Source organism: Methylotuvimicrobium sp. KM1 (assembly GCF_044788715.1).
GTDB lineage: Bacteria > Pseudomonadota > Gammaproteobacteria > Methylococcales > Methylomonadaceae > Methylotuvimicrobium.
In genome coordinates, this window is the sequence record NZ_CP173170.1 from 5,057,373 (window position 1) to 5,081,186 (window position 23,814).

Consider the following 23,814-nt stretch of genomic DNA (forward strand, 5'->3'; position numbering starts at 1 on the left):
ATTCGGTTCCTAACTCGTCAAACGATCGAGCAAGATTTTGATGTTTTATGTAATCATTCGATAGTATCTCATAATCACCCACATACCCATATTGGTTCTTCGTGATTCGAAATAGCAACCGATCAATCATACCGGCCTGCGTCAACATAAAGTTATCTAGCAAGCCGGTAATCTCTCTAGAGGTATTAAATGCCGGGTAATTATTTCATCCGTGTCGATGAAACAGTTGTCTCAAACATTCTGTATTTATCCGGCAGGCAAACATCGATTGTTTACTCTTTATCATCCGCTAGCGCTCTTCGATTTCAGCCCTTAGTACGAAGATATTTTGACACGCCGGTTTCCGATTCCAGTTCTTTCTTTTCCAAATATTTATCGACGCCAGTAGCCCCAACTTTTTCTTGAACCGAAGCCGCTTGTTTTTCCAAATATTTAGCGACGCCAGTTACAGCAGAACCTTCAAGTTTGCTCAGGTATCTTGCAACACCGGTTGTTCCACTGTTATCTTGATAATAAGCTGAAGAGCTAGCACTTGACTTGGCAACGCCCGAGCTTCTTCTAAATACAACAAAACCGATAGCCGCCAATACTGCGACTAAAATCACTAACGTATTATCGGATTTCGCTTCTTGAGTTGTCGATTCGGCGCTCGCGACTTCAGCACTTGAGCTCGCCGCAGAAGAGGAGCTTGATTTTGCAATTGGAGCCGCTACTTTTGGCGTTGTATGCTTATACTCACTATCTTGATAAACCACTTTCGGTTCGAAATTGGTTGCCGGATAACGTGGGTCGGACTCTGTCTTTTTGGCAACGGCTTCTGCCTTGGCAGGCTGTTTCGCAGTATTGGCGATATAGTCGGCATCCTGATATTGGACCTGTGGTTTAAAATCAGATGCCGGATATTTATCTTCAGCACCTGCTATCGGGCTGGATAATAGCAAGGATGCCAATGCACCCATGGTAATAGTATTCACTTTCACGTTGTTCCCCTTTCTGCTGTAGGAAGCGGAAAAGCCATTCGATATTAACGCATTTCCGAATGACTTTTCGCTCTGTGTATGTTAATTGTTAAAGTTAATAATTAAAGCAGAGCTTCGACGTGTTTGACGACATTGTCAACGGTGAAGCCGAACTCTTTGAACAGCGCGCCGGCCGGTGCCGATTCGCCGAAACGATCCATTCCGATGACGCAACCTTGTGTGCCCGCGTATTTCCACCAGCTGTCGGTCACGCCCGCTTCAATTACGACGCGTTTTGTCACCGATGACGGCAGCACCGATTCACGGTAGGCTTCGTCTTGCGCATCAAATACGTTGGTCGATGGCATCGAGACGACACGTACTTTTTTGCCTTTGCCGCTCAACTCGTCCGCCGCTTTCACCGCCAATTCAACTTCCGAGCCCGTCGCAATCAGGATCACGTCCGGCTGACCTTCGCTGTCTTTCAGGATGTAGCCGCCTTTACCGATGGCTTCGATTTGTGCCGACGTCCGCGCAATGTGCGCTAGATTTTGCCGTGAGAAAATCAGACAGCTCGGTCCATCGTTTCGTTCAATCGCCGCTTTCCACGACACCGCCGATTCCACGGCATCGCACGGACGCCAGACTTGCATGTTCGGAATCATCCGCAAGGTCGCGGTTTGTTCGATCGGTTGGTGGGTCGGGCCGTCTTCGCCGAGTCCGATCGAGTCGTGCGTGTATACGAAGATGGTCGGGATTTTCATCAACGACGCCATCCGCAAGGCATTCCGCGCATATTCGGAGAACATCAGGAAGGTCGCGCCGTACGGTTTGAGCCCACCATGCAGGGTGATGCCGTTCATGATCGCCGACATGCCGAATTCACGGACGCCGTAGTAGACGTAGTTGCCGTCATGTCCCGGGGCGTTGACGTCTTTGCAACCCGACCACAGGGTCAAGTTGGAGCCTGCCAAGTCCGCCGAGCCGCCCATCAGTTCGGGCAGTAACGGTCCAAATCCGTTCAGGGTGTTTTGCGAGGCTTTGCGGCTAGCGATGGTTTCGCCTTTCGCGTCGACCGCGGCAATGAAGGCGTTCGCTTTTTCCGACCAGTCGCTCGGTAGTTGTCCGTTCATGCGACGTTCGAATTCGGCCGCCAGTTCTGGATGCGCGGCTTGGTATTTCGCGAATTTGTCGTTCCAGTCCGCTTCTTGACGCGCGCCTTTGTCTTTCGCATCCCAACCCGCGTAAATGTCCGCCGGGATTTCGAAAGGTGCATGCGGCCAACCGATGCGTTCGCGAGTTGCCATGATTTCGGCTTCGCCTAATGCCGCTCCATGACATTCTTCTTTGCCTTCTTTGTTCGGCGAGCCCCAGCCAATGATGGTTTGGCAGCAGATCAATGTCGGCCGGTCGGTGACGCTACGCGCTTCTTCCAAGGCTTTTTTCACGGCTTCCGGATTATGACCGTCTACTTTCGGGATGACGTGCCAACCGTAAGCTTCGAAGCGTTTCGGCGTGTCGTCCAGGAACCAGCCCGGCGTGTCGCCGTGACCGCGGACTTCGCCGTCGATCGAGATGTTGTTGTCGTCGTAGACGGCAATCAGTTTGCCCAGTTTCATTGAGCCGGCCAATGAGCAGGCTTCATGCGAGATGCCTTCCATTAAACAGCCGTCGCCCAGGAAGGCGTAGGTGTAATGGTCGACGATTTCGTGCCCAGGACGGTTAAATTGACCCGCTAGTGCGCGTTCGGCTATCGCAAAGCCCACGGCATTGGTGACGCCTTGACCTAATGGTCCGGTCGTCGTTTCGACGCCCGGCGCATAGCCGTATTCCGGATGACCCGGGGTTTTTGAATGCAGTTGACGGAATTGTTTCAGTTCGTCGATCGGCAGCTGGTAACCGGTCAGATGCAGTAACGAGTACAGCAGCATCGAGCCGTGTCCGTTGGATAGTACAAAACGGTCTCGATTGGCCCAGTTCGGGTTAGTCGGGTTATGCTGCAGAAAGTCGTTCCATAACACCTCGGCGATATCCGCCATCCCCATCGGTGCGCCCGGGTGTCCGGAGTTGGCTTTTTGGACGGCATCCATGCTCAAAGCGCGTATGGCGTTCGCTAAGTCTCGGCGCGAAGGCATATTCTTCTCCTTTGTCAATTCGGTAAGTTACAACGGTGACTCGTTTCGGTAAAGCCTTGCGGCTCGGTCACTTCTTTTGTTGTGTTGGAATTCGGTTGGAACGAGTGACAGGTCGCCACTCGTTCGGTTCGGCTTTCGGTTTGTTCCGGCGCGGATCGCTCCGCCTCGGATCATTCCAGGTTCGCGTGCCGCGATCTCATTTCTTCTTCCGGAATGCCTTTCTCATGAATGATATGTGAGATGATCGCTTCCAGGAAGAACAGCGTTGATAGTTCGAACACGGTGCCCATCGGCATGCCTTTCACTTTGCCATACAGCTCCGATGTCCCAACTTGGAACACCGCATCCGCAAGGTCGCCTATCGTCGAATCGCTTTTCGCCGAGATCAACAGGATTTTAGCGCCGATTTCTTTCGCTTTCTTGGTGAACGCGATCAATTGTTCGGTTTCGCCAGAGCCTGAAATAATGACCAGCAGGTCCCCCGCCTTGATGCTCGGCGTGACGATTTCGCCAACCACGCTGACATCGTAGCCGCTATGCATCAAGCGCATCGCAAAAAACCGACCGATCAAGCCCGACCGACCCGCGCCCGATACGAACACGCGTTTCGCTTGGTCGAGTAGGGTGGTCAGTTTTTGATCATAGCTGTCGTCGGTCGCCGCCAGAATGCCGGATATTTTGTCAATGATCAGTTGCTGATGCATGACTTATGCACTCGCTGCATCAACCAGTTGGCGGATTTCGCGTGCCGCTTCCGCCGGGGATGGCGCGCCATAAATCGCCGCACCGACCACGATGATGCTCGCGCCGCTGGCAACCACTTGTTGTACAGTCGCTTGTTTGATACCGCCGGCTACCGATACGCGTACGTTCAGGCCCAGATCGGCAATCGCTTGCAGGTCGGCAAATGGCGTTTGGCCCGCTGCTTGTGCGTCCAAGCCCGTGTGTACACCGACGATTTGTGCGCCCAGTTTCGCAGATTCGCGTGCGCATTCAACTTTGTCAGGCACGTTGATCAGGTCGACTTGCACTTCGGCATTGTGCGCGCGTGCCGCTTTGATCACACCACCGATAGTGGCCAGACCCGATACGCCCAACACGGTGCAGATGTCCGCGCCCGCTGCGTAGAATGGCGCCGCTTCGTATTCGCCGGCATCCATCGTTTTCAGGTCAACCAACAACAGTTGGTCTGGGAAACGTTGTCTCAGTTCTTTCACTAAGCCAACCCCGTTGTATTTGATGCATGGGGTGCCAATCTCAAAAATATCTACGTACGGTGCCACTTGCTCGGCAAGCGCAACGGTTTGATCGAAATCCAATGAGTCCAACGCCATTTGTATTAATGGTCTTGCCATGTTTCTTCTCCGATAGGTTATTATTTTTTGTTACATATTCGTTATGCGGAGGTAACTGTAAAGTAGAAAGGACTGAAATGTCAATGCCCAATACCTTTTAGAGACTTTGGGCCGAAAAAGCGAGAAGCAGCGCTTAAATGCTTGGAACGAGCCAATTCTATTTAGCGCTGTTAGGGTTCGCAAGATTTGGCTTGCGGCTAGAGAAGAAGTTTAGCCGATTATTCGGCCTCGAGGGCCGGACTATGCTCTTTCGAACTAACCCGACCACCCGTATACGATTGATATCAATGCATTTTTAGAAATATTAACCGGCATTCCTTAAATATTTTTCGACACCGGTTAGCTCGATGGCGGGCTCGGCGACGGTTGGCGTTACGATTTGCTTGATCATATATCTTGCAACACCGGTTATGTTACGCACTTTATTATCAGTTAAGGCGTGTTTTTTCACATATTTGGACACACCGGAAACTTTTACCGTTTCTTTACGAGATAACAAAGATTTAGCAAGATATTTATCTACGCTGGTCGTCGCCGGCGCTTTCAATGCTGCCAACTCTCTTTTTGTTATATATTTTTCAACCTTGGTCACTTTAGGCGCATTCAACGAAGCCAAATATTGTTTTACGAGATATCTGGCAACACCGGTTTTAACCGGCTCACCATGTTCCTTGGCTAATTTTTTAGCGGCATATTTTGCCACGCCGGTAACCGGCGGTTGCAGGCTAATTAAAATACTCCGTCTAGCGACGTATTTATCTACACCAGTTCCGTCCATTTCTCTGATAGCCGCTAATTTACTTTCAATCGACTCCTCTGCCGTTTCAGTCGCAGTAGATTCAGCTGCTTTTTTTTCCGCTGCTAATCGAGCTTCTTCAATATATCTTGCGACAATTTTTTCCGCTTCCAGTTTTTTCTCTGCTTTGTTCTGTTCATCAATGAACTTTTCAACGCCGGTTAACTGCGCGGATTTTTTTGCCAACTCTACTTGCTTGGTGAGGTATTTTGCGACACTGGTCAGTGCCGGTATTTGACGAGCAGCTTGTTCTTGCTGCGTCATATATTTAGAAACTTTAGTTGTTTGCGGCAAGTGACTTGCTTCAACTTGCTGGCGCAATAAATATTTGGCGACTCCTGTTGCCGGCGCCTCTGCATTTTCCATAAAACCTTGCTTAGCGACATATTTTTCGACGCCGGTTCTAACCGGCACCTTTTTTTCTTCAAACCCTTGTTTAGTTAGGTATTTTGCCACCCCTGTTACAACTTCCCGGGGTTTATCCAGTATCTCATGCCTCATTTGGTACTTAGCCACGCCGGTAACTGCCGGCTCAACCTTGGCACGTTCGTTCATTTTCGTTAAATATCGAGATACTCCGGATTCGATTTCTTCAGGCAATGTCTCCGGCTCTAATTTCTCGACAACAATTTCTTGAGGTTCATCAGCTTCCGGTTTTACATCGTACTTTTCAAGATATTTTGCAACACCCGTTACAGAAACCGTTTTTTCCGGAGTAATTTTATTCAAATATCGCTCTACTCCAGTCGGCCCTTCGGAATTTCTGTCAGACACTACAACATCGCTACTCAGCTCGACCGAGTCGTCGGAAGAAGAGGTCGGCAGTATCCCTAATAAACTATTTAGCCAATTATTATTTTTCATTTGTGGACACCACATCAATACGTTGTTTTTAAGAAGCTGTACAGCAAAACCCGCCGACGAAACCTAATCGGTTCGCGGCTACCGAGAGATTAAATAAACTCATAGCGCCGCAAACCATTTTGTTATCCAGACTCTGCAGATACTAGCTAGGGATGGATCATAGCAGAGCTTCGACGTGTTTGACGACATTGTCAACGGTGAAGCCGAACTCTTTGAACAGCGCGCCGGCCGGTGCCGATTCGCCGAAACGATCCATTCCGATGACGCAACCTTGTGTGCCCGCGTATTTCCACCAGCTGTCGGTCACGCCCGCTTCAATTACGACGCGTTTTGTCACCGATGACGGCAGCACCGATTCACGGTAGGCTTCGTCTTGCGCATCAAATACGTTGGTCGATGGCATCGAGACGACACGTACTTTTTTGCCTTTGCCGCTCAACTCGTCCGCCGCTTTCACCGCCAATTCAACTTCCGAGCCCGTCGCAATCAGGATCACGTCCGGCTGACCTTCGCTGTCTTTCAGGATGTAGCCGCCTTTACCGATGGCTTCGATTTGTGCCGACGTCCGCGCAATGTGCGCTAGATTTTGCCGTGAGAAAATCAGACAGCTCGGTCCATCGTTTCGTTCAATCGCCGCTTTCCACGACACCGCCGATTCCACGGCATCGCACGGACGCCAGACTTGCATGTTCGGAATCATCCGCAAGGTCGCGGTTTGTTCGATCGGTTGGTGGGTCGGGCCGTCTTCGCCGAGTCCGATCGAGTCGTGCGTGTATACGAAGATGGTCGGGATTTTCATCAACGACGCCATCCGCAAGGCATTCCGCGCATATTCGGAGAACATCAGGAAGGTCGCGCCGTACGGTTTGAGCCCACCATGCAGGGTGATGCCGTTCATGATCGCCGACATGCCGAATTCACGGACGCCGTAGTAGACGTAGTTGCCGTCATGTCCCGGGGCGTTGACGTCTTTGCAACCCGACCACAGGGTCAAGTTGGAGCCTGCCAAGTCCGCCGAGCCGCCCATCAGTTCGGGCAGTAACGGTCCAAATCCGTTCAGGGTGTTTTGCGAGGCTTTGCGGCTAGCGATGGTTTCGCCTTTCGCGTCGACCGCGGCAATGAAGGCGTTCGCTTTTTCCGACCAGTCGCTCGGTAGTTGTCCGTTCATGCGACGTTCGAATTCGGCCGCCAGTTCTGGATGCGCGGCTTGGTATTTCGCGAATTTGTCGTTCCAGTCCGCTTCTTGACGCGCGCCTTTGTCTTTCGCATCCCAACCCGCGTAAATGTCCGCCGGGATTTCGAAAGGTGCATGCGGCCAACCGATGCGTTCGCGAGTTGCCATGATTTCGGCTTCGCCTAATGCCGCTCCATGACATTCTTCTTTGCCTTCTTTGTTCGGCGAGCCCCAGCCAATGATGGTTTGGCAGCAGATCAATGTCGGCCGGTCGGTGACGCTACGCGCTTCTTCCAAGGCTTTTTTCACGGCTTCCGGATTATGACCGTCTACTTTCGGGATGACGTGCCAACCGTAAGCTTCGAAGCGTTTCGGCGTGTCGTCCAGGAACCAGCCCGGCGTGTCGCCGTGACCGCGGACTTCGCCGTCGATCGAGATGTTGTTGTCGTCGTAGACGGCAATCAGTTTGCCCAGTTTCATTGAGCCGGCCAATGAGCAGGCTTCATGCGAGATGCCTTCCATTAAACAGCCGTCGCCCAGGAAGGCGTAGGTGTAATGGTCGACGATTTCGTGCCCAGGACGGTTAAATTGACCCGCTAGTGCGCGTTCGGCTATCGCAAAGCCCACGGCATTGGTGACGCCTTGACCTAATGGTCCGGTCGTCGTTTCGACGCCCGGCGCATAGCCGTATTCCGGATGACCCGGGGTTTTTGAATGCAGTTGACGGAATTGTTTCAGTTCGTCGATCGGCAGCTGGTAACCGGTCAGATGCAGTAACGAGTACAGCAGCATCGAGCCGTGTCCGTTGGATAGTACAAAACGGTCTCGATTGGCCCAGTTCGGGTTAGTCGGGTTATGCTGCAGAAAGTCGTTCCATAACACCTCGGCGATATCCGCCATCCCCATCGGTGCGCCCGGGTGTCCGGAGTTGGCTTTTTGGACGGCATCCATGCTCAAAGCGCGTATGGCGTTCGCTAAGTCTCGGCGCGAAGGCATATTCTTCTCCTTTGTCAATTCGGTAAGTTACAACGGTGACTCGTTTCGGTAAAGCCTTGCGGCTCGGTCACTTCTTTTGTTGTGTTGGAATTCGGTTGGAACGAGTGACAGGTCGCCACTCGTTCGGTTCGGCTTTCGGTTTGTTCCGGCGCGGATCGCTCCGCCTCGGATCATTCCAGGTTCGCGTGCCGCGATCTCATTTCTTCTTCCGGAATGCCTTTCTCATGAATGATATGTGAGATGATCGCTTCCAGGAAGAACAGCGTTGATAGTTCGAACACGGTGCCCATCGGCATGCCTTTCACTTTGCCATACAGCTCCGATGTCCCAACTTGGAACACCGCATCCGCAAGGTCGCCTATCGTCGAATCGCTTTTCGCCGAGATCAACAGGATTTTAGCGCCGATTTCTTTCGCTTTCTTGGTGAACGCGATCAATTGTTCGGTTTCGCCAGAGCCTGAAATAATGACCAGCAGGTCCCCCGCCTTGATGCTCGGCGTGACGATTTCGCCAACCACGCTGACATCGTAGCCGCTATGCATCAAGCGCATCGCAAAAAACCGACCGATCAAGCCCGACCGACCCGCGCCCGATACGAACACGCGTTTCGCTTGGTCGAGTAGGGTGGTCAGTTTTTGATCATAGCTGTCGTCGGTCGCCGCCAGAATGCCGGATATTTTGTCAATGATCAGTTGCTGATGCATGACTTATGCACTCGCTGCATCAACCAGTTGGCGGATTTCGCGTGCCGCTTCCGCCGGGGATGGCGCGCCATAAATCGCCGCACCGACCACGATGATGCTCGCGCCGCTGGCAACCACTTGTTGTACAGTCGCTTGTTTGATACCGCCGGCTACCGATACGCGTACGTTCAGGCCCAGATCGGCAATCGCTTGCAGGTCGGCAAATGGCGTTTGGCCCGCTGCTTGTGCGTCCAAGCCCGTGTGTACACCGACGATTTGTGCGCCCAGTTTCGCAGATTCGCGTGCGCATTCAACTTTGTCAGGCACGTTGATCAGGTCGACTTGCACTTCGGCATTGTGCGCGCGTGCCGCTTTGATCACACCACCGATAGTGGCCAGACCCGATACGCCCAACACGGTGCAGATGTCCGCGCCCGCTGCGTAGAATGGCGCCGCTTCGTATTCGCCGGCATCCATCGTTTTCAGGTCAACCAACAACAGTTGGTCTGGGAAACGTTGCCTCAGTTCTTTCACTAAGCCAACCCCGTTGTATTTGATGCATGGGGTGCCAATCTCAAAAATATCTACATACGGTGCCACTTGCTCGGCAAGCGCAACGGTTTGATCGAAATCCAATGAGTCCAACGCCATTTGTATTAATGGTCTTGCCATGTTTCTTCTCCGATAGTTACGGTTTATTGTTGTTTAATGAAAAAATCATAATTAACGATCAGGCCCTAAACCACCATAATTCCCTTTAATAAAGCGGAAAATTGGTGCCTAAATCGATTTTAATCGAGTCTATTTTTTACCCTGAACGGGGAACTCTAACCAGAATGCGAGCTGTTGTCAATTTCGCGAAGTCAAAGCAGCAATTCCCAGTTTGGAAATCAATAAAGGTGAGAAGTGTGCTTGGCGAGGATGTCGGCAGCAGGGAGCACTGCCGTCAAGCCCCCCATGGATGGGTACACGGCGTTTCTCGACAGGCATACTTCTCAACCTAAATCCGTCGATAAATGATCAAACTGGGAATTACTAGAGTCAAAGATCGCCTACTCAACACGACTAGCGGATGCTAAAAGTTATGCACGAAACAATTACTTGAATCAAACTTGCTCTTTGCTAATGCCTCAATGTACCTTACGATTTCGCGATAAATAACTTCCGTGAGTTATGAGCTTTGTCGAAGGATTGGCCTCCTTCTTTTCTATTCATCAACCCTAAAAACAACTAACTTATGACACCTTTTTCCGATATTCAGGCGCTGATCATCGATATGGATGGCGTTTTATGGCATGGCTCCCAACCGCTTCCGGGGCTTATTGATTTTTTTGAGACATTGCGCGCCAAACATTTACGCTTCATTTTAGCGACTAACAACGCAACACTCACTGCCGAACAATATGTCATTAAATTAGCCGGAATGGGGGTATTCATAAACGCCGATCAAATACTGACATCGGCAATGGCTACTGCCTCCTATTTATCGCGTGAGGTAGACCCGACTACCAGTCGCGTTTTCGTAATTGGGGAAGAAGGGGCGCGCGCACCGCTTCTCGAACAGGGATTCACTTTAACCGACACTTTCGATCCGGTTAATACTCAAACAAACGCCGACATCGTGGTCTGCGGACTGGATCGAACACTCACCTGGCAAAAATTGGCCACCGCTACTTACACACTCCATGCCGGCGCGAAATTCATCGGCACCAATGCCGATACTTCATTACCGACCGAACAGGGTATGACGATCGGCAATGGCGCCATTTTAGCGGCCTTACAAGCCGCCACCGGAGTTAAGCCGATTACTATCGGCAAACCCGAGCCGATCATGTACCGACAAGCCATGGCCTTGCTTGGCACCGATACAAACAAAACCATTGCAATAGGCGACCGGCTCGATACCGATATTCTCGGTGCCGTAAGAGCCGATATCCGCAGTTTAATGGTTTTGACCGGCGTGTCTTCCGAAAAAGATTTAAAAGTTTCCGATTTCCAGCCTACTTGGGTCATGCAGGATATTCGGGCGATTACCCAGGCCTTACAAATAACTTGATCATCCGATCGACAACCGATTTGCCAGGCAGCCTGCCAAGGTCTACCCTTAATATCATCACATAGGAGTTCCGAACATGAAAAAATTTATCAATAGCGTCGATACTCTGCTCGACGAAAGCTTGTCCGGCTTTGCCATGGCTCATGCTGATATCGTCCGTTTTAATAAAGAACCCCATTTCATCAGCCGATTGGCACCGACACAATCCGGTAAAGTCGCACTCATCTCCGGCGGCGGCTCCGGTCACGAACCTTTGCATTCGGGCTTTGTCGGTCACGGCATGCTCGATGCGGCTTGTCCCGGGCAAATATTCACTTCGCCGACACCGGATCAAATGATGGCAGCGGCGCAAGCGGTCGAAAACGGAGGCGGTGTATTATTCATTGTTAAAAACTATGCGGGTGATGTGATGAATTTCGAAATGGCCGCCGAAATGATCGATTGCTCGAATGCGACTGTCTTAGTGAATGATGACGTTTCCCTGCCGAAAAATCACAGCACCGGACGACGGGGCGTCGCCGGAACACTGATTGTCGAAAAAATTGTCGGCGCGGCTGCCGAAAACGGCAAAGACTTAGCCGCCTGCAAAGCCTTGGGTGAAAGAGTGAACGAAGCAACCGCGTCGATGGGTGTGGCAATGACGAGCTGCACCGTGCCGGCGCTTGGTAAACCGACTTTTACTATCAACGATGATGAAATTGAAATGGGCGTCGGTATTCACGGCGAAAGAGGGCACGAAACGATTCCGATCAAATCCGCCACGGAGATCGTCGAACAGCTCTCGACAGCGATTGAAGAGGAGCTGAAACCCAAAAAAAATCAACCGGTACTGTTGCATATCAACGGCTTTGGAGCCACGCCGCTGATCGAGCTACATTTAATTTACAACTCAGCGGCCCAGTTTTGGCAAAAACGCGGCGTGGATATCCGGCGCTCACTGGTCGGCAACTATACGACTTCACTTGATATGGCCGGCTGTTCCATCACCTTAACCTTGCTTGATGAGGAACTATTGAAGCTATGGGATGCGCCTATCCATACCGCGGCATTACGCTGGGCCATGTAAAGGTTACTTGGGTAACACGGAAGCAATCGCGCAAATCATGAGTTCCGCGGTTTTTGCACCGGCGTCGATATGCCCTCGCGAGCGCTCGCCTAAAAACGATGCTCGGCCCTTGGTCGCCACCATATCGCGAGTCGCCTCCATACCCTGATTAGCGGTAGCACAAACCTGTTCTAAAATTTCCGACCATGGGGTCGAATTGGCTTCCGCTTGTTTCAGGTAATCGGCCACCGGTATATAAACATCGAGCATCGTTTTCTCGCCGGCATCGGCCTTGCCTCTCCGTTTAACCGCATCGACACCTTGCGCGAAAGCTTCGGCGAAAGTCGATACGCTCAACTCTTGCCCCTTAGCCGCTTTACTCATTGCGATGAATAGCGTTCCATAAAGAGACCCCGACGCACCTCCGATCGCCGACATCGATACCATGCCTATGCTCTGCAAGGCATCGGCCCAATCGAGCGCCGATATTTCCTCTTCTTTTGCTTTTAAGGCCTTAATACCACGTTGTAAATTCGTGACATGATCGCCGTCGCCAATTGCTTGATCCAATTCGGTGACTGATTCTGAGTTTTGCTTGATGATGGCATCCACGGCATCGATCATTGCCGGGAATAATTTAGGAAATAAGGACATGGCAAACTCCTTGACACAGTGTTGAAGGCTCGAGCATAGCCTTCAACAAGCCGATCTGTCCAGTACCGTTTAATCAGCCCAATGTCAACATTACCGCAAATGAACCGCCCAAAGCGATACTGCATACCACTTTCGATTTTTTAATCATGGGTGATGTTTGCCAAGTATTTTGCAATTGAGCTTTTTGTTCGAAGCACCAAGTAGGAACGGTTTCTTTGGCCTGGCGCCACAAATCGACGATATAGCTAAAAATGACCACAGCCATGATTGCACCAATGCCCAACATCAAATAAAACACGATAATCTCGGTGGTTCTTGGATCGGTATCAAATGTCAATGAAATGATTTCATCCAACATAAATTCTATGAAAACATAGATGTGTTTAACGACCCATACGACCGCATGGATCAATTCCAACGGCATTTTAACGCTCAACAACATTATAGAAAAAAAGATCAACAAGTTGATTGTGCTGAATGCTTTCATATCGATTTTCTCCTGATTCAACGTAATAGACTTCGGCCAAAACCGTCTAAAAGCCTTGCGACCCGACAGAATAGGATGATTGATAAACTTGGGAAATTCCTTTTGTAATTGACTATATCAACAGTAGCTTTCAATAAGCTTGCATTGATAACTTTTGCTAATCTAAATTCGGCGCCGCGGTGTCATGCGCGTCAAAAAGCTTGGTTACTTGTCTATTACGAACCCTTAAGATGATTCAATGTCATAAACAACGCCGCAATCGACCGGGCTTCGGTACACTCGCCGGTTGCAATCAACCCTCCAATATCTTCAATTTTCCAGGGCACGACTTCGAGTTCCTCGGGTTCGTCGCCCTGCAATTTTTCCTCATAAAGATCCGTGGCAATAATAATCTCGGTCATGTGCTCGAGATAAGCGGGCGCGATTGAAAACGAACTCAAATGATAGAGGGTTCTAGCCCCAAAACCGACTTCCTCCTTGAGCTCACGGTTTGCGGCTTCGATAAAGGTTTCTCCGGCGTCGGTTTTACCTTTAGGCAAACCCAACTCGTAACGATGAACGCCGGCAGCATATTCCCGAACCAATAACACCGTTTCGTTATCCAAAAGCGGTACAATTAACACCGCACCTCCAGGCCTTCCTCGGGCCAAGCGTTCGAAATTACGTTGTTCGCCATTGCTAAACTCGATGTCGAGCGATTCGATACGGAATAACCGGCTTTCGGCGATCACGGTTTTATTGAGAAGTGTCGGTTTTTCGCGCATTATTGGCTATATTTTTAACTGATGATTATAGTGTTTGCACATCAAATTTCGGTTTTTTATCCCCTCATCCTCGCCGTCTCCCGGAGGGAGAAGGTATTGAAGCGCCGAAATTTGATGTGCGATAGGCATAATAAATATAACCCACTTCTTTTGATTAATTGAAAAAAATGATCGATTGGAAAAAAATTGATACTGTCTTACTGGACATGGACGGCACGTTGTTGGATTTGAATTTCGACAATCATTTCTGGCTGGAATTCGTGCCGTTGAAATTCGCCGAAAAAACCGGCATCTCGGTTGAAACGGCCAAATATCAATTGGAACCCCGCTTCAAAAGTATGGAAGGCAAGTTGGAATGGTATTGCCTGGATTATTGGAGCGAAGTCTTGGAATTGGATATTGCCGGCCTCAAAGCCGAAATAGCGGGATTGATCGCGGTCTTGCCGCATGTCACCGAATTTCTCGAAAAAGTTAGGCAATCATCGAAAAATCTTTTTTTGGTGACCAACGCGCACAGGAGCAGCTTGGACCTTAAAATGGAAAAAACCTGTTTGCAGCCGTTTTTCGACGCCATTATCTGCTCACATGATCTCGGCTTTCCGAAGGAACAGCCGGGATTCTGGCGTTTACTGGAAAACCATCAATCGTTCGACAAGCAACGCACGCTATTGGTCGATGACAGCCTGGCGGTCTTGAATTCGGCCAGGCAATACGGCATCAATTATTTGATATCGGTTAGTAAACCGGACAGCACTCGTTCGAAAAGACTGATATACGAGTTTCCGGCTATTGAGGACTTTCGGGAGCTGATGCAGGGTTTGTAGCGGCTTGAGCAGACTTACTTCGCCGCGCCGGCTTTTTTTTCGGTTTTTCCGAACGCTTGCCTTGGCCATGACGAGTGGCATTCTCCGCCCGAGGTTTACGCTCAGGCTTGACGACTTCAGGCAGCAAATCGGCCGTTATCGGTTGAATCGGCACTTTTTGACCGATATACGTTTCGATGTCCGGCATCGAATAGGCGTATTCCTCGCAAATAAAACTGATCGCTTCGCCGCTGGCACCGAAACGTGCGGTTCTGCCGATTCGATGGACATAATCCTCGACTTCCTGAGGCAGGTCGTAATTGATCACATGCGACACGTCGGCGATATGCAACCCGCGCGCCGCGACATCGGTCGCGATCATGAGCCTAATTTTGTTTTCCTGGAAATCGGTCAATAGCCGCTGACGTTTTTCCTGAGGGACATCGCCGCTCAAAACAGCGGTGACGAAACCATTGACATTCAGATAGTCGTTAAGCCGTTCGGCACAACGCTTGGTGTTGACGAAAATAATGCTGCGTTGCGGCTCATATTTTTTCAGTACACCCAACAATAGCGGAATTTTCTGTTCGTTGGACGGACAAAACGCACTTTGCCGAATGGCCTTGGAAGTGACTTCTTCCGTTTCGATTTTGATGAGTACCGGTTGATTCATATGCTCATAAGCCAACTCAGTTACTTTGTAAGATAAAGTTGCCGAAAACAGCATATTCAATCGCTTATCGGCCGGCGGCATCCTTCTTAACAGAAATCGAATATCCTTGATGAACCCTAAATCGAACATCCGATCGGCTTCATCGAGCACCATTACTTGCACGTTATCCAAGGTAAAAGTTCCTTGTCGATAAAAGTCGATAATACGACCCGGTGTGCCGATGACAATATCGACATTGGACTTGATCGTGTCCATTTGTTTTTTATAATCGGTGCCGCCGTATATCAGCGCTAGCTTAAGATTTAAATATTTGCCCAACAATAAGGCATCTTTATGAATCTGAATAGCAAGCTCCCGGGTTGGCGCTAAAATAACCGCCCTGGGATTTTTGATCTTTTCGCTTTCGTCGTTGATTAAGCGCTGAAAAGTAGCCAGTAAAAAGGTTGCTGTTTTGCCGGTCCCGGTTTGAGCTTGCCCGGCGATATCCTTGTCTCTTAACGACAAAGGCAACGAACGATCCTGAATTGGAGTACAATGCGTAAAGCCGGCCTCGGTCAGTCCGCGCAATATCGAATCGGATAGCTCCAAATTGCTGAATCGGGTTTGAGTAAGATGCGTTGTATTCATAGCCCTATAGCATAACTTAAAAAAGCTGAAAGTGATTGACAAAATAACGCCGGCACTCCTATAGTCACAATTTTAGCAATTTTGGAGAATAGCGTGAGTGAGTCAGTCCTTCATGTAACTGATGGTGAATTTAACGAAACCGTACTAAAAGCAGGCGGTCCTGTGCTAGTTGACTATTGGGCTGAATGGTGCGGACCTTGCCGGATGATCGCACCGGTTCTAGATGAAATCGCCAAGGAATATGCCGGTCGCTTGACTGTCGTCAAACTCAATATCGATGAAAACCCGCAAACGCCACAGCATTACGGCGTTCGCGGCATACCGACTCTAATGCTGTTTAAAGACGGCGAAGTGGAGGCGACTAAAGTTGGCGCCTTGACTAAATCGCAACTAGCCGATTTCATCGATAACAATATTTAGGAACGTGAATTTTATTAAGTAATTCAACCGACAGGTCTTTTTGTCCGTCTTCTGCGTCAGCTACATGGATGTAGGCAAAGAGCGTCAGCAGGAGCGGAAGCTTTGCGCAAACAGTTACATAGATTAACGCCTGTTTACGCGCCTTGAATACGAACAAAAATCCTGCGTCAGTTGTCTAATTTATTTTATACCCGTTCATTAATATTCCAGCGAACTCGGGGTTGTCGTAATTTATTTGGACGACCCCGACTATTTTGATATATAATCGCGCTGCTTTTTTCGGCATCTTCCTTACCCGTCTATGGGTAAAATCCAAAAATTTTACCATTCCTTTGTTTTACGGCCGTTCGCCGTGCTTATCATTCCTTCGAGTTCCCGTTAATCTATGAATCTAACCGAGTTAAAACTAAAACAAGTCAGCGAACTTATTGATATTGCGGAGTCATTGGGGCTCGAAAATGTCGCCAGAACACGCAAACAAGATCTCATCTTCGCCATTTTAAAAAAACAAGCCAAAAGCGGCGAGGACATTTACGGCGATGGTGTATTGGAAATTTTACAAGACGGTTTCGGCTTTCTTCGCACACCCGGCTGCTCTTATTTAGCCGGCCCCGACGATATTTACGTTTCACCCAGCCAAATAAGACGCTTTAACCTCCGCACCGGCGACACGGTCAGCGGCAAAATTCGTCCACCGAAGGAATCGGAACGTTACTTCGCGATGCTCAAAGTTCAAAACATTAACTTCGAAGCGCCCGAAAATACCAAAAACAAGATTCTCTTTACCAACCTCACCCCCCTGTTTCCGAACGTACGCTTCACATTAGAAAAGGGCAACGGCACCAGCGAGGACTTAACGGGCCGCATTATCGATCTAATAGCACCGATCGGCAAAGGACAACGCGGCTTGATCGTTTCACCGCCGAAAGCCGGTAAAACGATGATCATGCAAAGCTTGGCCCATTCCATCGCCGAAAAAAACCCCGAATGTTATTTGATCGTGTTATTGATCGACGAGCGCCCTGAAGAGGTAACCGAAATGGAACGTTGCGTACGCGGCGAGGTTATTTCCAGCACCTTCGACGAACCCGCAACGAGGCATGTGCAAGTGGCCGATATGGTAATCGAAAAAGCGCGAAGACTAGTCGAGCATAAACACGATGTAGTCATCCTGTTAGATTCGATTACTCGATTAGCCCGCGCATACAATACCGTAGTACCTTCTTCCGGTAAGGTATTAACCGGCGGTGTCGACGCAAATGCCTTGGAAAAACCCAAGCGCTTCTTTGGTGCCGCAAGAAATATCGAGGAAGGAGGGAGCCTCACGATCATTGCAACGGCATTGATCGATACCGGTTCGAGAATGGATGATGTAATTTACGAAGAATTCAAAGGCACCGGCAACATGGAATTGCACCTAGACCGCAAATTGGCTGAAAAACGGATTTATCCGGCGATCAATATCAATCGCTCCGGAACGCGTCGTGAAGAATACCTGGTCGACTCTGAAGAACTGCAAAAAACTTGGATATTGCGGAAAATTCTACAACCGATGGATGAAATGGCGGCTTCCGAGTTCTTATTGGGCAAGCTCAAGGACTTCAAAACTAATTCCGAATTTTTCGATTCGATGAAGCGTTAATTTTTAGCGCAATAGCACGCAAATAACACGTTTATGACGGATCGCGGCACCGCTTGATGGATTGGCTCCTAGTTAACCCCCACATTATCAATGTCGAACAGGCCCTTTGTTTTATCAAGCGACGAGACCCCATAGCTTAGAAGTGCGGTCGAAATCCGATTAATTTGGAAATACGTTATGACGGCAAAATGCATTGCGATCATTCAAGGACATCCCGATCCGGACGAGCAACGATTTTGCCGAGCCCTTGCTAACGCCTATGCCGACGGAGCCCGTTCGGAAGGGCATCAAATCAAAATGATCGACATTGCCCGAATCGAATTTCCGATTCTCCGTACACAACATGAATTCGAACATGGCACCATAAGCGAATCGATTCGACAAGCCCAGGACATCATTCAATGGGCGGATCATCTCGTCATCATCTACCCATTATGGCTCGGCAGCATGCCCGCCTATCTGAAAGCGTTTCTCGAACAAGTATTCAGACCCGGATTCGCCGCCGCCAAATCTGCAGAAGGTAAGCCATGGAAAAAATGTCTATCAGGAAGAAGCGCGCGAATAGTCGTTACCATGGGCATGCCGGCTTTCGTATACCGCTTCATTTATTTAGCTCATAGCTTGAAAAGTCTGGAGAGAAATATACTGGGTTTCTGCGGTATCGGTCCAACCAAAGACACGCTGATCGGCATGGTAGAAGCCATCGGTCACGATAAAAGGCGGAAGTGGCTGCGCCGACTCGAAAAGCTGGGACAGGAAGGAAGATAAAGGTGGAATCCGTTTAATCTCGCCGATTTAACGGACTTAGGAACGAGCATGAAATAAGTTAGACAACTGTTGAAAGGGGGGTTTAGTGGCTCCATTGACAGGTGTCGGCGGCAGGGATAGCAGCCGACAAGGACGTATTCACGGCCTCTTCTGGAAGAGATGCCTGATATTGGCTGTTTCCTAAACCGAACTCAGGTTTGGCAAAATGTGATGCAGCCCTTTTGACTTCAGCTTTGCGAGACACCAACGGACTACAACACATATACGCTTTCGATTTATTTTGTTGGAGGCACGTATCCTTCGGGCATTTCAGCCCCGCCACCGAATAAAAATTTATTCCGTTCTTCCTCAAGAAATTTTTTAGCTTTAGGATCGAAACTGGCCAAACGATGCTCATTGATCAGCATGGTTTGCAAACTAAGCCAATCCTGCCAAGCTTGTTTTGAAATCGTATCGAATATTTGCTGTCCTTTAGGCCCCGGAAACGGAGGCGCATCAAGGCCTTCGGCGTCGATACCTAATTTTGCACAGCGAATGATTCTGGTCATAGTCAGTCCTTATAAATTTGTTGCAACAGCCGCTTGATCGGCGCAGCCAAAGCAAGTGAAGAAAATTGCTCAGGTTTATACCAGAGCATACGGTTTGCTTCCATCACAAAATGATTAGGGTTATTGGTTTGGAAGTGCAGAGGCGTAAAATCCAAATGATAATGCGAAAAAGTATGACGCACTTCAGGTAGCGTGTATTCATTAATGATGTCGATATGACGAATCATACACCACGAGCGCGCCGATTCTACCGTATCGAATTCCGGGAGGCTCCATAACCCTCCCCAGATTCCGGCACTCGGTCTTTGCTCCAGCAAAATACTGTTCTCGTTTGCGATCAAACATAAAAAATAAACCTGCTTTACCGGTTGCTTACGCGCAGGTTTCGGAGCCGGTATAGTCCCCGTTTTATTTTCAATATGAGCCCTGCAAGCCGAAACGAGCGGACAAACAGTACAATTAGGCTTGCCACGGGTACAAATTGTAGCGCCTAGATCCATAATCGCCTGAGTATAGTCTTCGACACGAAGGACCGGCGTATACAACGCGCTCAGTTTCCAGAGCGACTTACTGGCTTCTGTCGAGCCGGCCCATTCGCTAATACCAGCGAAGCGGGTCAGCACTCTTTTGACATTCCCATCCAGAATCGGATGGCTTTTCTTGAAAGCGATGCTCAATATCGCGCCAGCAGTCGAGCGTCCTATTCCGGGCAAATCGAGCAGTTCGTCCAAGCTATCAGGAAACGAATCGCGCCCCGCAATGATTTGCGCGCATTTGTGCAAGTTGCGTCCCCTAGCATAATAACCAAGACCCGCCCAATACTGCAAAACCGTATCAACCGAAGCCTCTGCGAGAGATTGAATATCGGGAAAGCGAGTGATAAATGCATTGAAATAAGGAATTACGGTTGCCACTTGCGTTTGCTGCAACATGACTTCGGAAACCCAAACTTTGTAAGGTGACGCCGGATTTTGCCAAGGCAAGTCATGGCGTCCGTGCTTATCGAACCATGCCAATAGCCGGTCTTGAAATTCGCTCGGTGTCATTGGAATCAGAAAATAGTAAAATCGCGAAGTATAACCTAACGGAACTTGACAGCTATGTTCTCGTTAATAGTTAATACTTTTGAATTTAAAGCCAACATGAAACCCAAGGATACAATTCTGAATAGCTTTACTTTTTTCAATATCGCGCCAATGGTTGAAAGGAGGGTACGGTTGCTCGATTGACAGGTGTCGGCGGCAGGGCAGATTTTTGCTCCTCGGCAATTGCTCCTGCATTGCCCTAATACACGCCATCCATGGCGTAATGCAAAATCTGCATTCATGCCATCCATGGCAATCAGATTCCGCCGTCAAGCCTACATGGACGTATTCACCCAGCACCTAAATTCCATAATCGATTGGCTATGGTTAGTTCTCTTGGATAATTTAGGTGCTGGGTTCACGGCGTCCTGTCAGGCGAGCAACCGTACCCTCTATCGCACTCAGTGCATTGAATAGCAATCATTGACTCTTTCCTAAATGGCTTATTCAACAATAAAGGGAATTATTTCAACTGCTAACGCAAACATAGCCTAATTTAAGGACGTTTATTCCAACAACTTGAAAAAGCTTTTCGGTGCCCCACAAATAGGGCAAACCCAGTCGTCGGGAATATCTTCCCAGCGGGTACCGGGAGCGATGCCGCTGTCCGGATCGCCTTTTGCTTCGTCGTAAATGTGCTCGCATTCCATACAGTGGTATTTTCTATATTCGGACATCGTGACTGCCTCCTTTAGTAATGGTCGGGTTCAATGACCCTAATGATTATGGATTTAACGCATTATATACTCATCGTAGATGAAAATTCGGCTTCGGGGTGCCCGTCAAAGGACGCCGTGAACCCAGCACCTAAATTATCCAAGAGAACTAACCATAGCCAATCGATTATGGAATTTAGGTGCTGGGTGAATACGTCCATGTAGGCTCTATGCCAGCTCCATGCTGGCAAAGCCTTTACCGAGCACCCCGAGGCCTCCTCCGACACTGCCGAAATTTGAAGTGCGAAAGGTATACCTTTCACGGCTCAATCTTCGGCATTGCCCTACACGTCGTCAAAAAAACTTTTTCAATATATCAGAGACGCCGGGGCCGACTTTTTTGTCGAGCTTGTCCAGTAACTTGTCTTTTTTGCGCTCGAGCTTTTCAAGTTGCTGGTCTTTGAGCATGGATGCAATATCGAGTTTATATTGCGGATCTTTGAAATTACCGGTGATGTTAATGACGATTGGCAATTCCTTGATTTTGTCGAGCGTACTTTCAGCCGCTTTGCTACGTACCAGTTTCGCATTGACCTGATAATCGACCCGTTCGGATTTCAAATCAGCGGTACCTTTCCCGGTGGCTTCGATCTTGGAAGCCGTAGCAATAAGATCGTTATTGCTAATAACGCCATTGACGATTCGCGCACTACCCTTGATTTCGGAAAAAGCGGTTTGATCTTTGGGATTGTCTCGGAGAACCGGCGTGCCTTTTAACAACGATTTAGCATCGTCGATCATTTGTTGCAGATTAAAACCGCGAATAATGCTGTCCTTGAAAAAAAAATCAACCTGACCGTTCAACGAAGATTTAAGCGCTTTGCTATCATTGCCGCTTGCTTGTAATTTAGTCGATGCGGTTAATGTACCGGCAATTTTCGCACTGCCGGCATAATCGTTCAACAAGGGTTCAATTTGTATCCCGCTGAATTTTTCGTTGAGCCTCCATTGCGGCAACACGCCGGTCACATCCAGATTCATCGCGCCCTCATAAGAGCCTTGATACAATGCTTTTACACCTTGTTCAGTATTGACCTTACCGTCTTTGGCAGCCAACTTGAGATCGACTCCGTGCAGTAATAGATTACTAATCGTGAGCCGGCCGATCGATAACAAACCGTTGATATTCAAATCTCTCAAGGTTTCAACCGGAATCATCGAAGCGCCCGCAGCGGCGGCCGCCGCAGGTCCTGCAATCGGTTGCGCTGTCTTATCCGATTCGTCTTCAGGCGCTAAATATCGATCGGCATTCAAGCTATCGACGTTTAAGTTGAATGAGATTGCCGGATCGTCGAAATTATCGACGCGAACGTTACCTTTAATCGCGCTATCGTCGAGTTGAATGCTAATGCTTTGTATATCCGCCGCCTCGGAAGATAACTGTAATCTGAAATCCGCGCCAAATGACGTCAATGCTTGCGCATCACGCATAACAGGAGGGTCGATGCCGGCGTGCTTTAACCATGCCGATGGATTAAAGCGGGCAATACTCACCGGGCCCTCGAACACGGGTGCGTCGACGATATTCGTGCCGGTTAGCGTTGCGGTCGCATGCAATTGCCCGGATTCGGCATCGAGTTTGGTTAATTCCAGCGTTTGTGCATTTAAGTTCAGCTCGGCTAGAGCCGCCATTTTTGCCGACAGTGAGCCGCCCGGAATGTCTTTTCCTCGAATCTCGCTGGACAAATCGAATCGAGTTACATGAAAATGATCAAAATTTTCGTTAAGCGACACGGCAGAGGACAATTGGTAATGACTGGTTCTTTCTTGTTCAGGCTGATCCAATATAAATCGAAGTTTAAAATCGATGGGCTTGCCAAAAGCCAGGTCGCCCGAAGTAAGATTCAGCTCCTTGATCGAAAAGCGCTTATCGTTTTGCCTGTCGTGCCAATTCAACCGAGCGTTTTCAAGCGAAACGCCGGCAACCGCTAGGCCTGCAACCGTCTTAAACTCTTCGGCGTCTTTGTCTGTGTCGGCAGTATCGGCATCTTCCCACTCGGTCGATGTTGCTGCGGTATGCGCCTCGGGTTTTGTTCGCTTTAAGTCATCCCAATTGTTTACGCCAGCATCGTTTTTTTCTAGATTTAACATCAAGCCTTTCAAGACGACGCGATCCACTTCAAACTTTTTCGAAAATAAGGGCAGTAATTTGGCTCTGATTTGCGCGTTTTCGATTTCAGCGAACGGAATTTCTTGAAAACCCTCGGCATTGCTTAAAGACAGTTTTTCGGCAGTAACGCCAATCCATGGAAAGATCGATAATTCGATATCGCCCCCGATAGTCAAATCACGGCCGGTTTTGTCTTTAACCGCCGAAGCAATTTGCGGCTTGAAATCATTAGGACTGAACAATAACGGCAAAGCCGCTGCTGCAATCACAATGAGCAAAATAATAGCCGCAAAAACCGATAAAACTATTTTCAGGGTTTTTAACACAGCCAGTCTCCTTTGTGAATAAAGATGTGATTAGCGATTCAATTTGAATTATTATGATAGACCATTCGTTACGTTAAGCGCTTATGCGGCTTAAATCAATCGAAATATTGCGCAAGGCCGCCGGATGC

22 protein-coding genes are annotated in these 23,814 nt (G+C 49.1%); 6 read left to right on the plus strand and 16 right to left on the minus strand.

Translation table 11 applies throughout. The annotated features are described in order from the left end of the window. Positions 1-305: 305 nt before the first annotated feature. The 8 genes from ACINK7_RS22040 to hxlA (ACINK7_RS22075) form a co-directional block, all read right to left on the minus strand. The gene (locus ACINK7_RS22040; protein ID WP_404358751.1) at positions 306-980 is read right to left on the minus strand and encodes a hypothetical protein; all 675 of its coding nucleotides are present in this window, start codon (positions 978-980) and stop codon (positions 306-308) included. Positions 981-1,081: 101 nt separating this feature from the next. Beyond that, a complete protein-coding gene (gene tkt, locus ACINK7_RS22045) occupies positions 1,082-3,094 on the minus strand; it encodes a transketolase (RefSeq protein WP_404358752.1) in 2,013 nt (670 codons plus the stop codon). A gap of 170 nt (positions 3,095-3,264) precedes the next feature. Continuing rightward, on the minus strand, positions 3,265-3,798 hold the full coding sequence (hxlB, locus tag ACINK7_RS22050; protein WP_404358754.1) for a 6-phospho-3-hexuloisomerase: 534 nt from the start codon (positions 3,796-3,798) through the stop codon (positions 3,265-3,267). A gap of 3 nt (positions 3,799-3,801) precedes the next feature. Continuing rightward, complete coding sequence (gene hxlA, locus ACINK7_RS22055; protein WP_404358756.1) at positions 3,802-4,449, minus strand: 3-hexulose-6-phosphate synthase; 648 nt, start codon at positions 4,447-4,449, stop codon at positions 3,802-3,804. A gap of 304 nt (positions 4,450-4,753) precedes the next feature. Continuing rightward, entirely contained in the window at positions 4,754-6,109 is a 1,356-nt protein-coding gene (locus ACINK7_RS22060; RefSeq protein ID WP_404358758.1) for a hypothetical protein, read from the minus strand. A 157-nt stretch (positions 6,110-6,266) separates the two neighbouring features. Further along, entirely contained in the window at positions 6,267-8,279 is a 2,013-nt protein-coding gene (gene tkt, locus ACINK7_RS22065) for a transketolase (RefSeq protein ID WP_404358752.1), read from the minus strand. 170 nt (positions 8,280-8,449) lie between these two features. Further along, on the minus strand, positions 8,450-8,983 hold the full coding sequence (hxlB, locus tag ACINK7_RS22070) for a 6-phospho-3-hexuloisomerase (protein WP_404358754.1): 534 nt from the start codon (positions 8,981-8,983) through the stop codon (positions 8,450-8,452). A gap of 3 nt (positions 8,984-8,986) precedes the next feature. Further along, positions 8,987-9,634, minus strand: coding sequence for a 3-hexulose-6-phosphate synthase (hxlA, locus tag ACINK7_RS22075; protein WP_404358756.1), 648 nt, complete (start codon positions 9,632-9,634; stop codon positions 8,987-8,989). A 565-nt stretch (positions 9,635-10,199) separates the two neighbouring features. Between hxlA (ACINK7_RS22075) and ACINK7_RS22080 the strand changes: the two genes are divergently transcribed. Beyond that, positions 10,200-11,018 (plus strand): HAD-IIA family hydrolase, encoded by an 819-nt coding sequence (locus ACINK7_RS22080; RefSeq protein WP_404358760.1) that lies wholly within the window; start codon positions 10,200-10,202, stop codon positions 11,016-11,018. Between the two features lie 76 nt (positions 11,019-11,094). Beyond that, a complete protein-coding gene (gene dhaK / locus ACINK7_RS22085; RefSeq protein ID WP_404358762.1) occupies positions 11,095-12,084 on the plus strand; it encodes a dihydroxyacetone kinase subunit DhaK in 990 nt (329 codons plus the stop codon). A 3-nt stretch (positions 12,085-12,087) separates the two neighbouring features. On the opposite strand, the gene dhaL is transcribed toward dhaK, so the two are convergent. The 3 genes from dhaL to nudE form a co-directional block, all read right to left on the minus strand. Further along, on the minus strand, positions 12,088-12,717 hold the full coding sequence (gene dhaL / locus ACINK7_RS22090) for a dihydroxyacetone kinase subunit DhaL (RefSeq protein ID WP_404358764.1): 630 nt from the start codon (positions 12,715-12,717) through the stop codon (positions 12,088-12,090). Positions 12,718-12,790: 73 nt separating this feature from the next. After that, a complete protein-coding gene (locus ACINK7_RS22095; protein WP_404358765.1) occupies positions 12,791-13,204 on the minus strand; it encodes a hypothetical protein in 414 nt (137 codons plus the stop codon). Positions 13,205-13,419: 215 nt separating this feature from the next. After that, on the minus strand, positions 13,420-13,968 hold the full coding sequence (gene nudE / locus ACINK7_RS22100) for an ADP compounds hydrolase NudE (RefSeq protein WP_404358767.1): 549 nt from the start codon (positions 13,966-13,968) through the stop codon (positions 13,420-13,422). A 167-nt stretch (positions 13,969-14,135) separates the two neighbouring features. Between nudE and yrfG the strand changes: the two genes are divergently transcribed. Continuing rightward, positions 14,136-14,792 (plus strand): GMP/IMP nucleotidase, encoded by a 657-nt coding sequence (gene yrfG, locus ACINK7_RS22105; RefSeq protein ID WP_404358769.1) that lies wholly within the window; start codon positions 14,136-14,138, stop codon positions 14,790-14,792. On the opposite strand, the gene ACINK7_RS22110 is transcribed toward yrfG, so the two are convergent. Further along, on the minus strand, positions 14,755-16,071 hold the full coding sequence (locus ACINK7_RS22110; protein ID WP_404358770.1) for a DEAD/DEAH box helicase: 1,317 nt from the start codon (positions 16,069-16,071) through the stop codon (positions 14,755-14,757). The genes yrfG and ACINK7_RS22110 overlap by 38 nt on opposite strands. 93 nt (positions 16,072-16,164) lie before the next feature. On the opposite strand from ACINK7_RS22110, the gene trxA reads away from it, so the two are divergent. From trxA to ACINK7_RS22125, 3 genes are all read left to right on the plus strand, one after another. Beyond that, on the plus strand, positions 16,165-16,491 hold the full coding sequence (gene trxA, locus ACINK7_RS22115) for a thioredoxin TrxA (RefSeq protein WP_341326885.1): 327 nt from the start codon (positions 16,165-16,167) through the stop codon (positions 16,489-16,491). 385 nt (positions 16,492-16,876) lie between these two features. Then, a complete protein-coding gene (gene rho, locus ACINK7_RS22120; RefSeq protein WP_125217712.1) occupies positions 16,877-18,133 on the plus strand; it encodes a transcription termination factor Rho in 1,257 nt (418 codons plus the stop codon). Positions 18,134-18,310: 177 nt separating this feature from the next. Further along, a complete protein-coding gene (locus tag ACINK7_RS22125) occupies positions 18,311-18,901 on the plus strand; it encodes an NAD(P)H-dependent oxidoreductase (protein WP_404358773.1) in 591 nt (196 codons plus the stop codon). Positions 18,902-19,176: 275 nt separating this feature from the next. Here the strand turns inward: ACINK7_RS22125 and ACINK7_RS22130 are convergent, their stop codons facing one another. The 4 genes from ACINK7_RS22130 to ACINK7_RS22145 all read right to left on the minus strand — a co-directional run bounded on the left by ACINK7_RS22130 (position 19,177) and on the right by ACINK7_RS22145 (position 23,686). Beyond that, complete coding sequence (locus tag ACINK7_RS22130; RefSeq protein WP_014150368.1) at positions 19,177-19,449, minus strand: oxidative damage protection protein; 273 nt, start codon at positions 19,447-19,449, stop codon at positions 19,177-19,179. Between the two features lie 2 nt (positions 19,450-19,451). Further along, positions 19,452-20,495: an A/G-specific adenine glycosylase gene (gene mutY / locus ACINK7_RS22135; RefSeq protein ID WP_404358775.1), complete on the minus strand. Its 1,044-nt coding sequence runs from the start codon at positions 20,493-20,495 to the stop codon at positions 19,452-19,454. Between the two features lie 545 nt (positions 20,496-21,040). Then, a complete protein-coding gene (locus tag ACINK7_RS22140; RefSeq protein ID WP_404358777.1) occupies positions 21,041-21,211 on the minus strand; it encodes a rubredoxin in 171 nt (56 codons plus the stop codon). Positions 21,212-21,544: 333 nt separating this feature from the next. Continuing rightward, complete coding sequence (locus tag ACINK7_RS22145) at positions 21,545-23,686, minus strand: AsmA family protein (RefSeq protein WP_404358779.1); 2,142 nt, start codon at positions 23,684-23,686, stop codon at positions 21,545-21,547. Positions 23,687-23,814 lie beyond the last annotated feature (128 nt).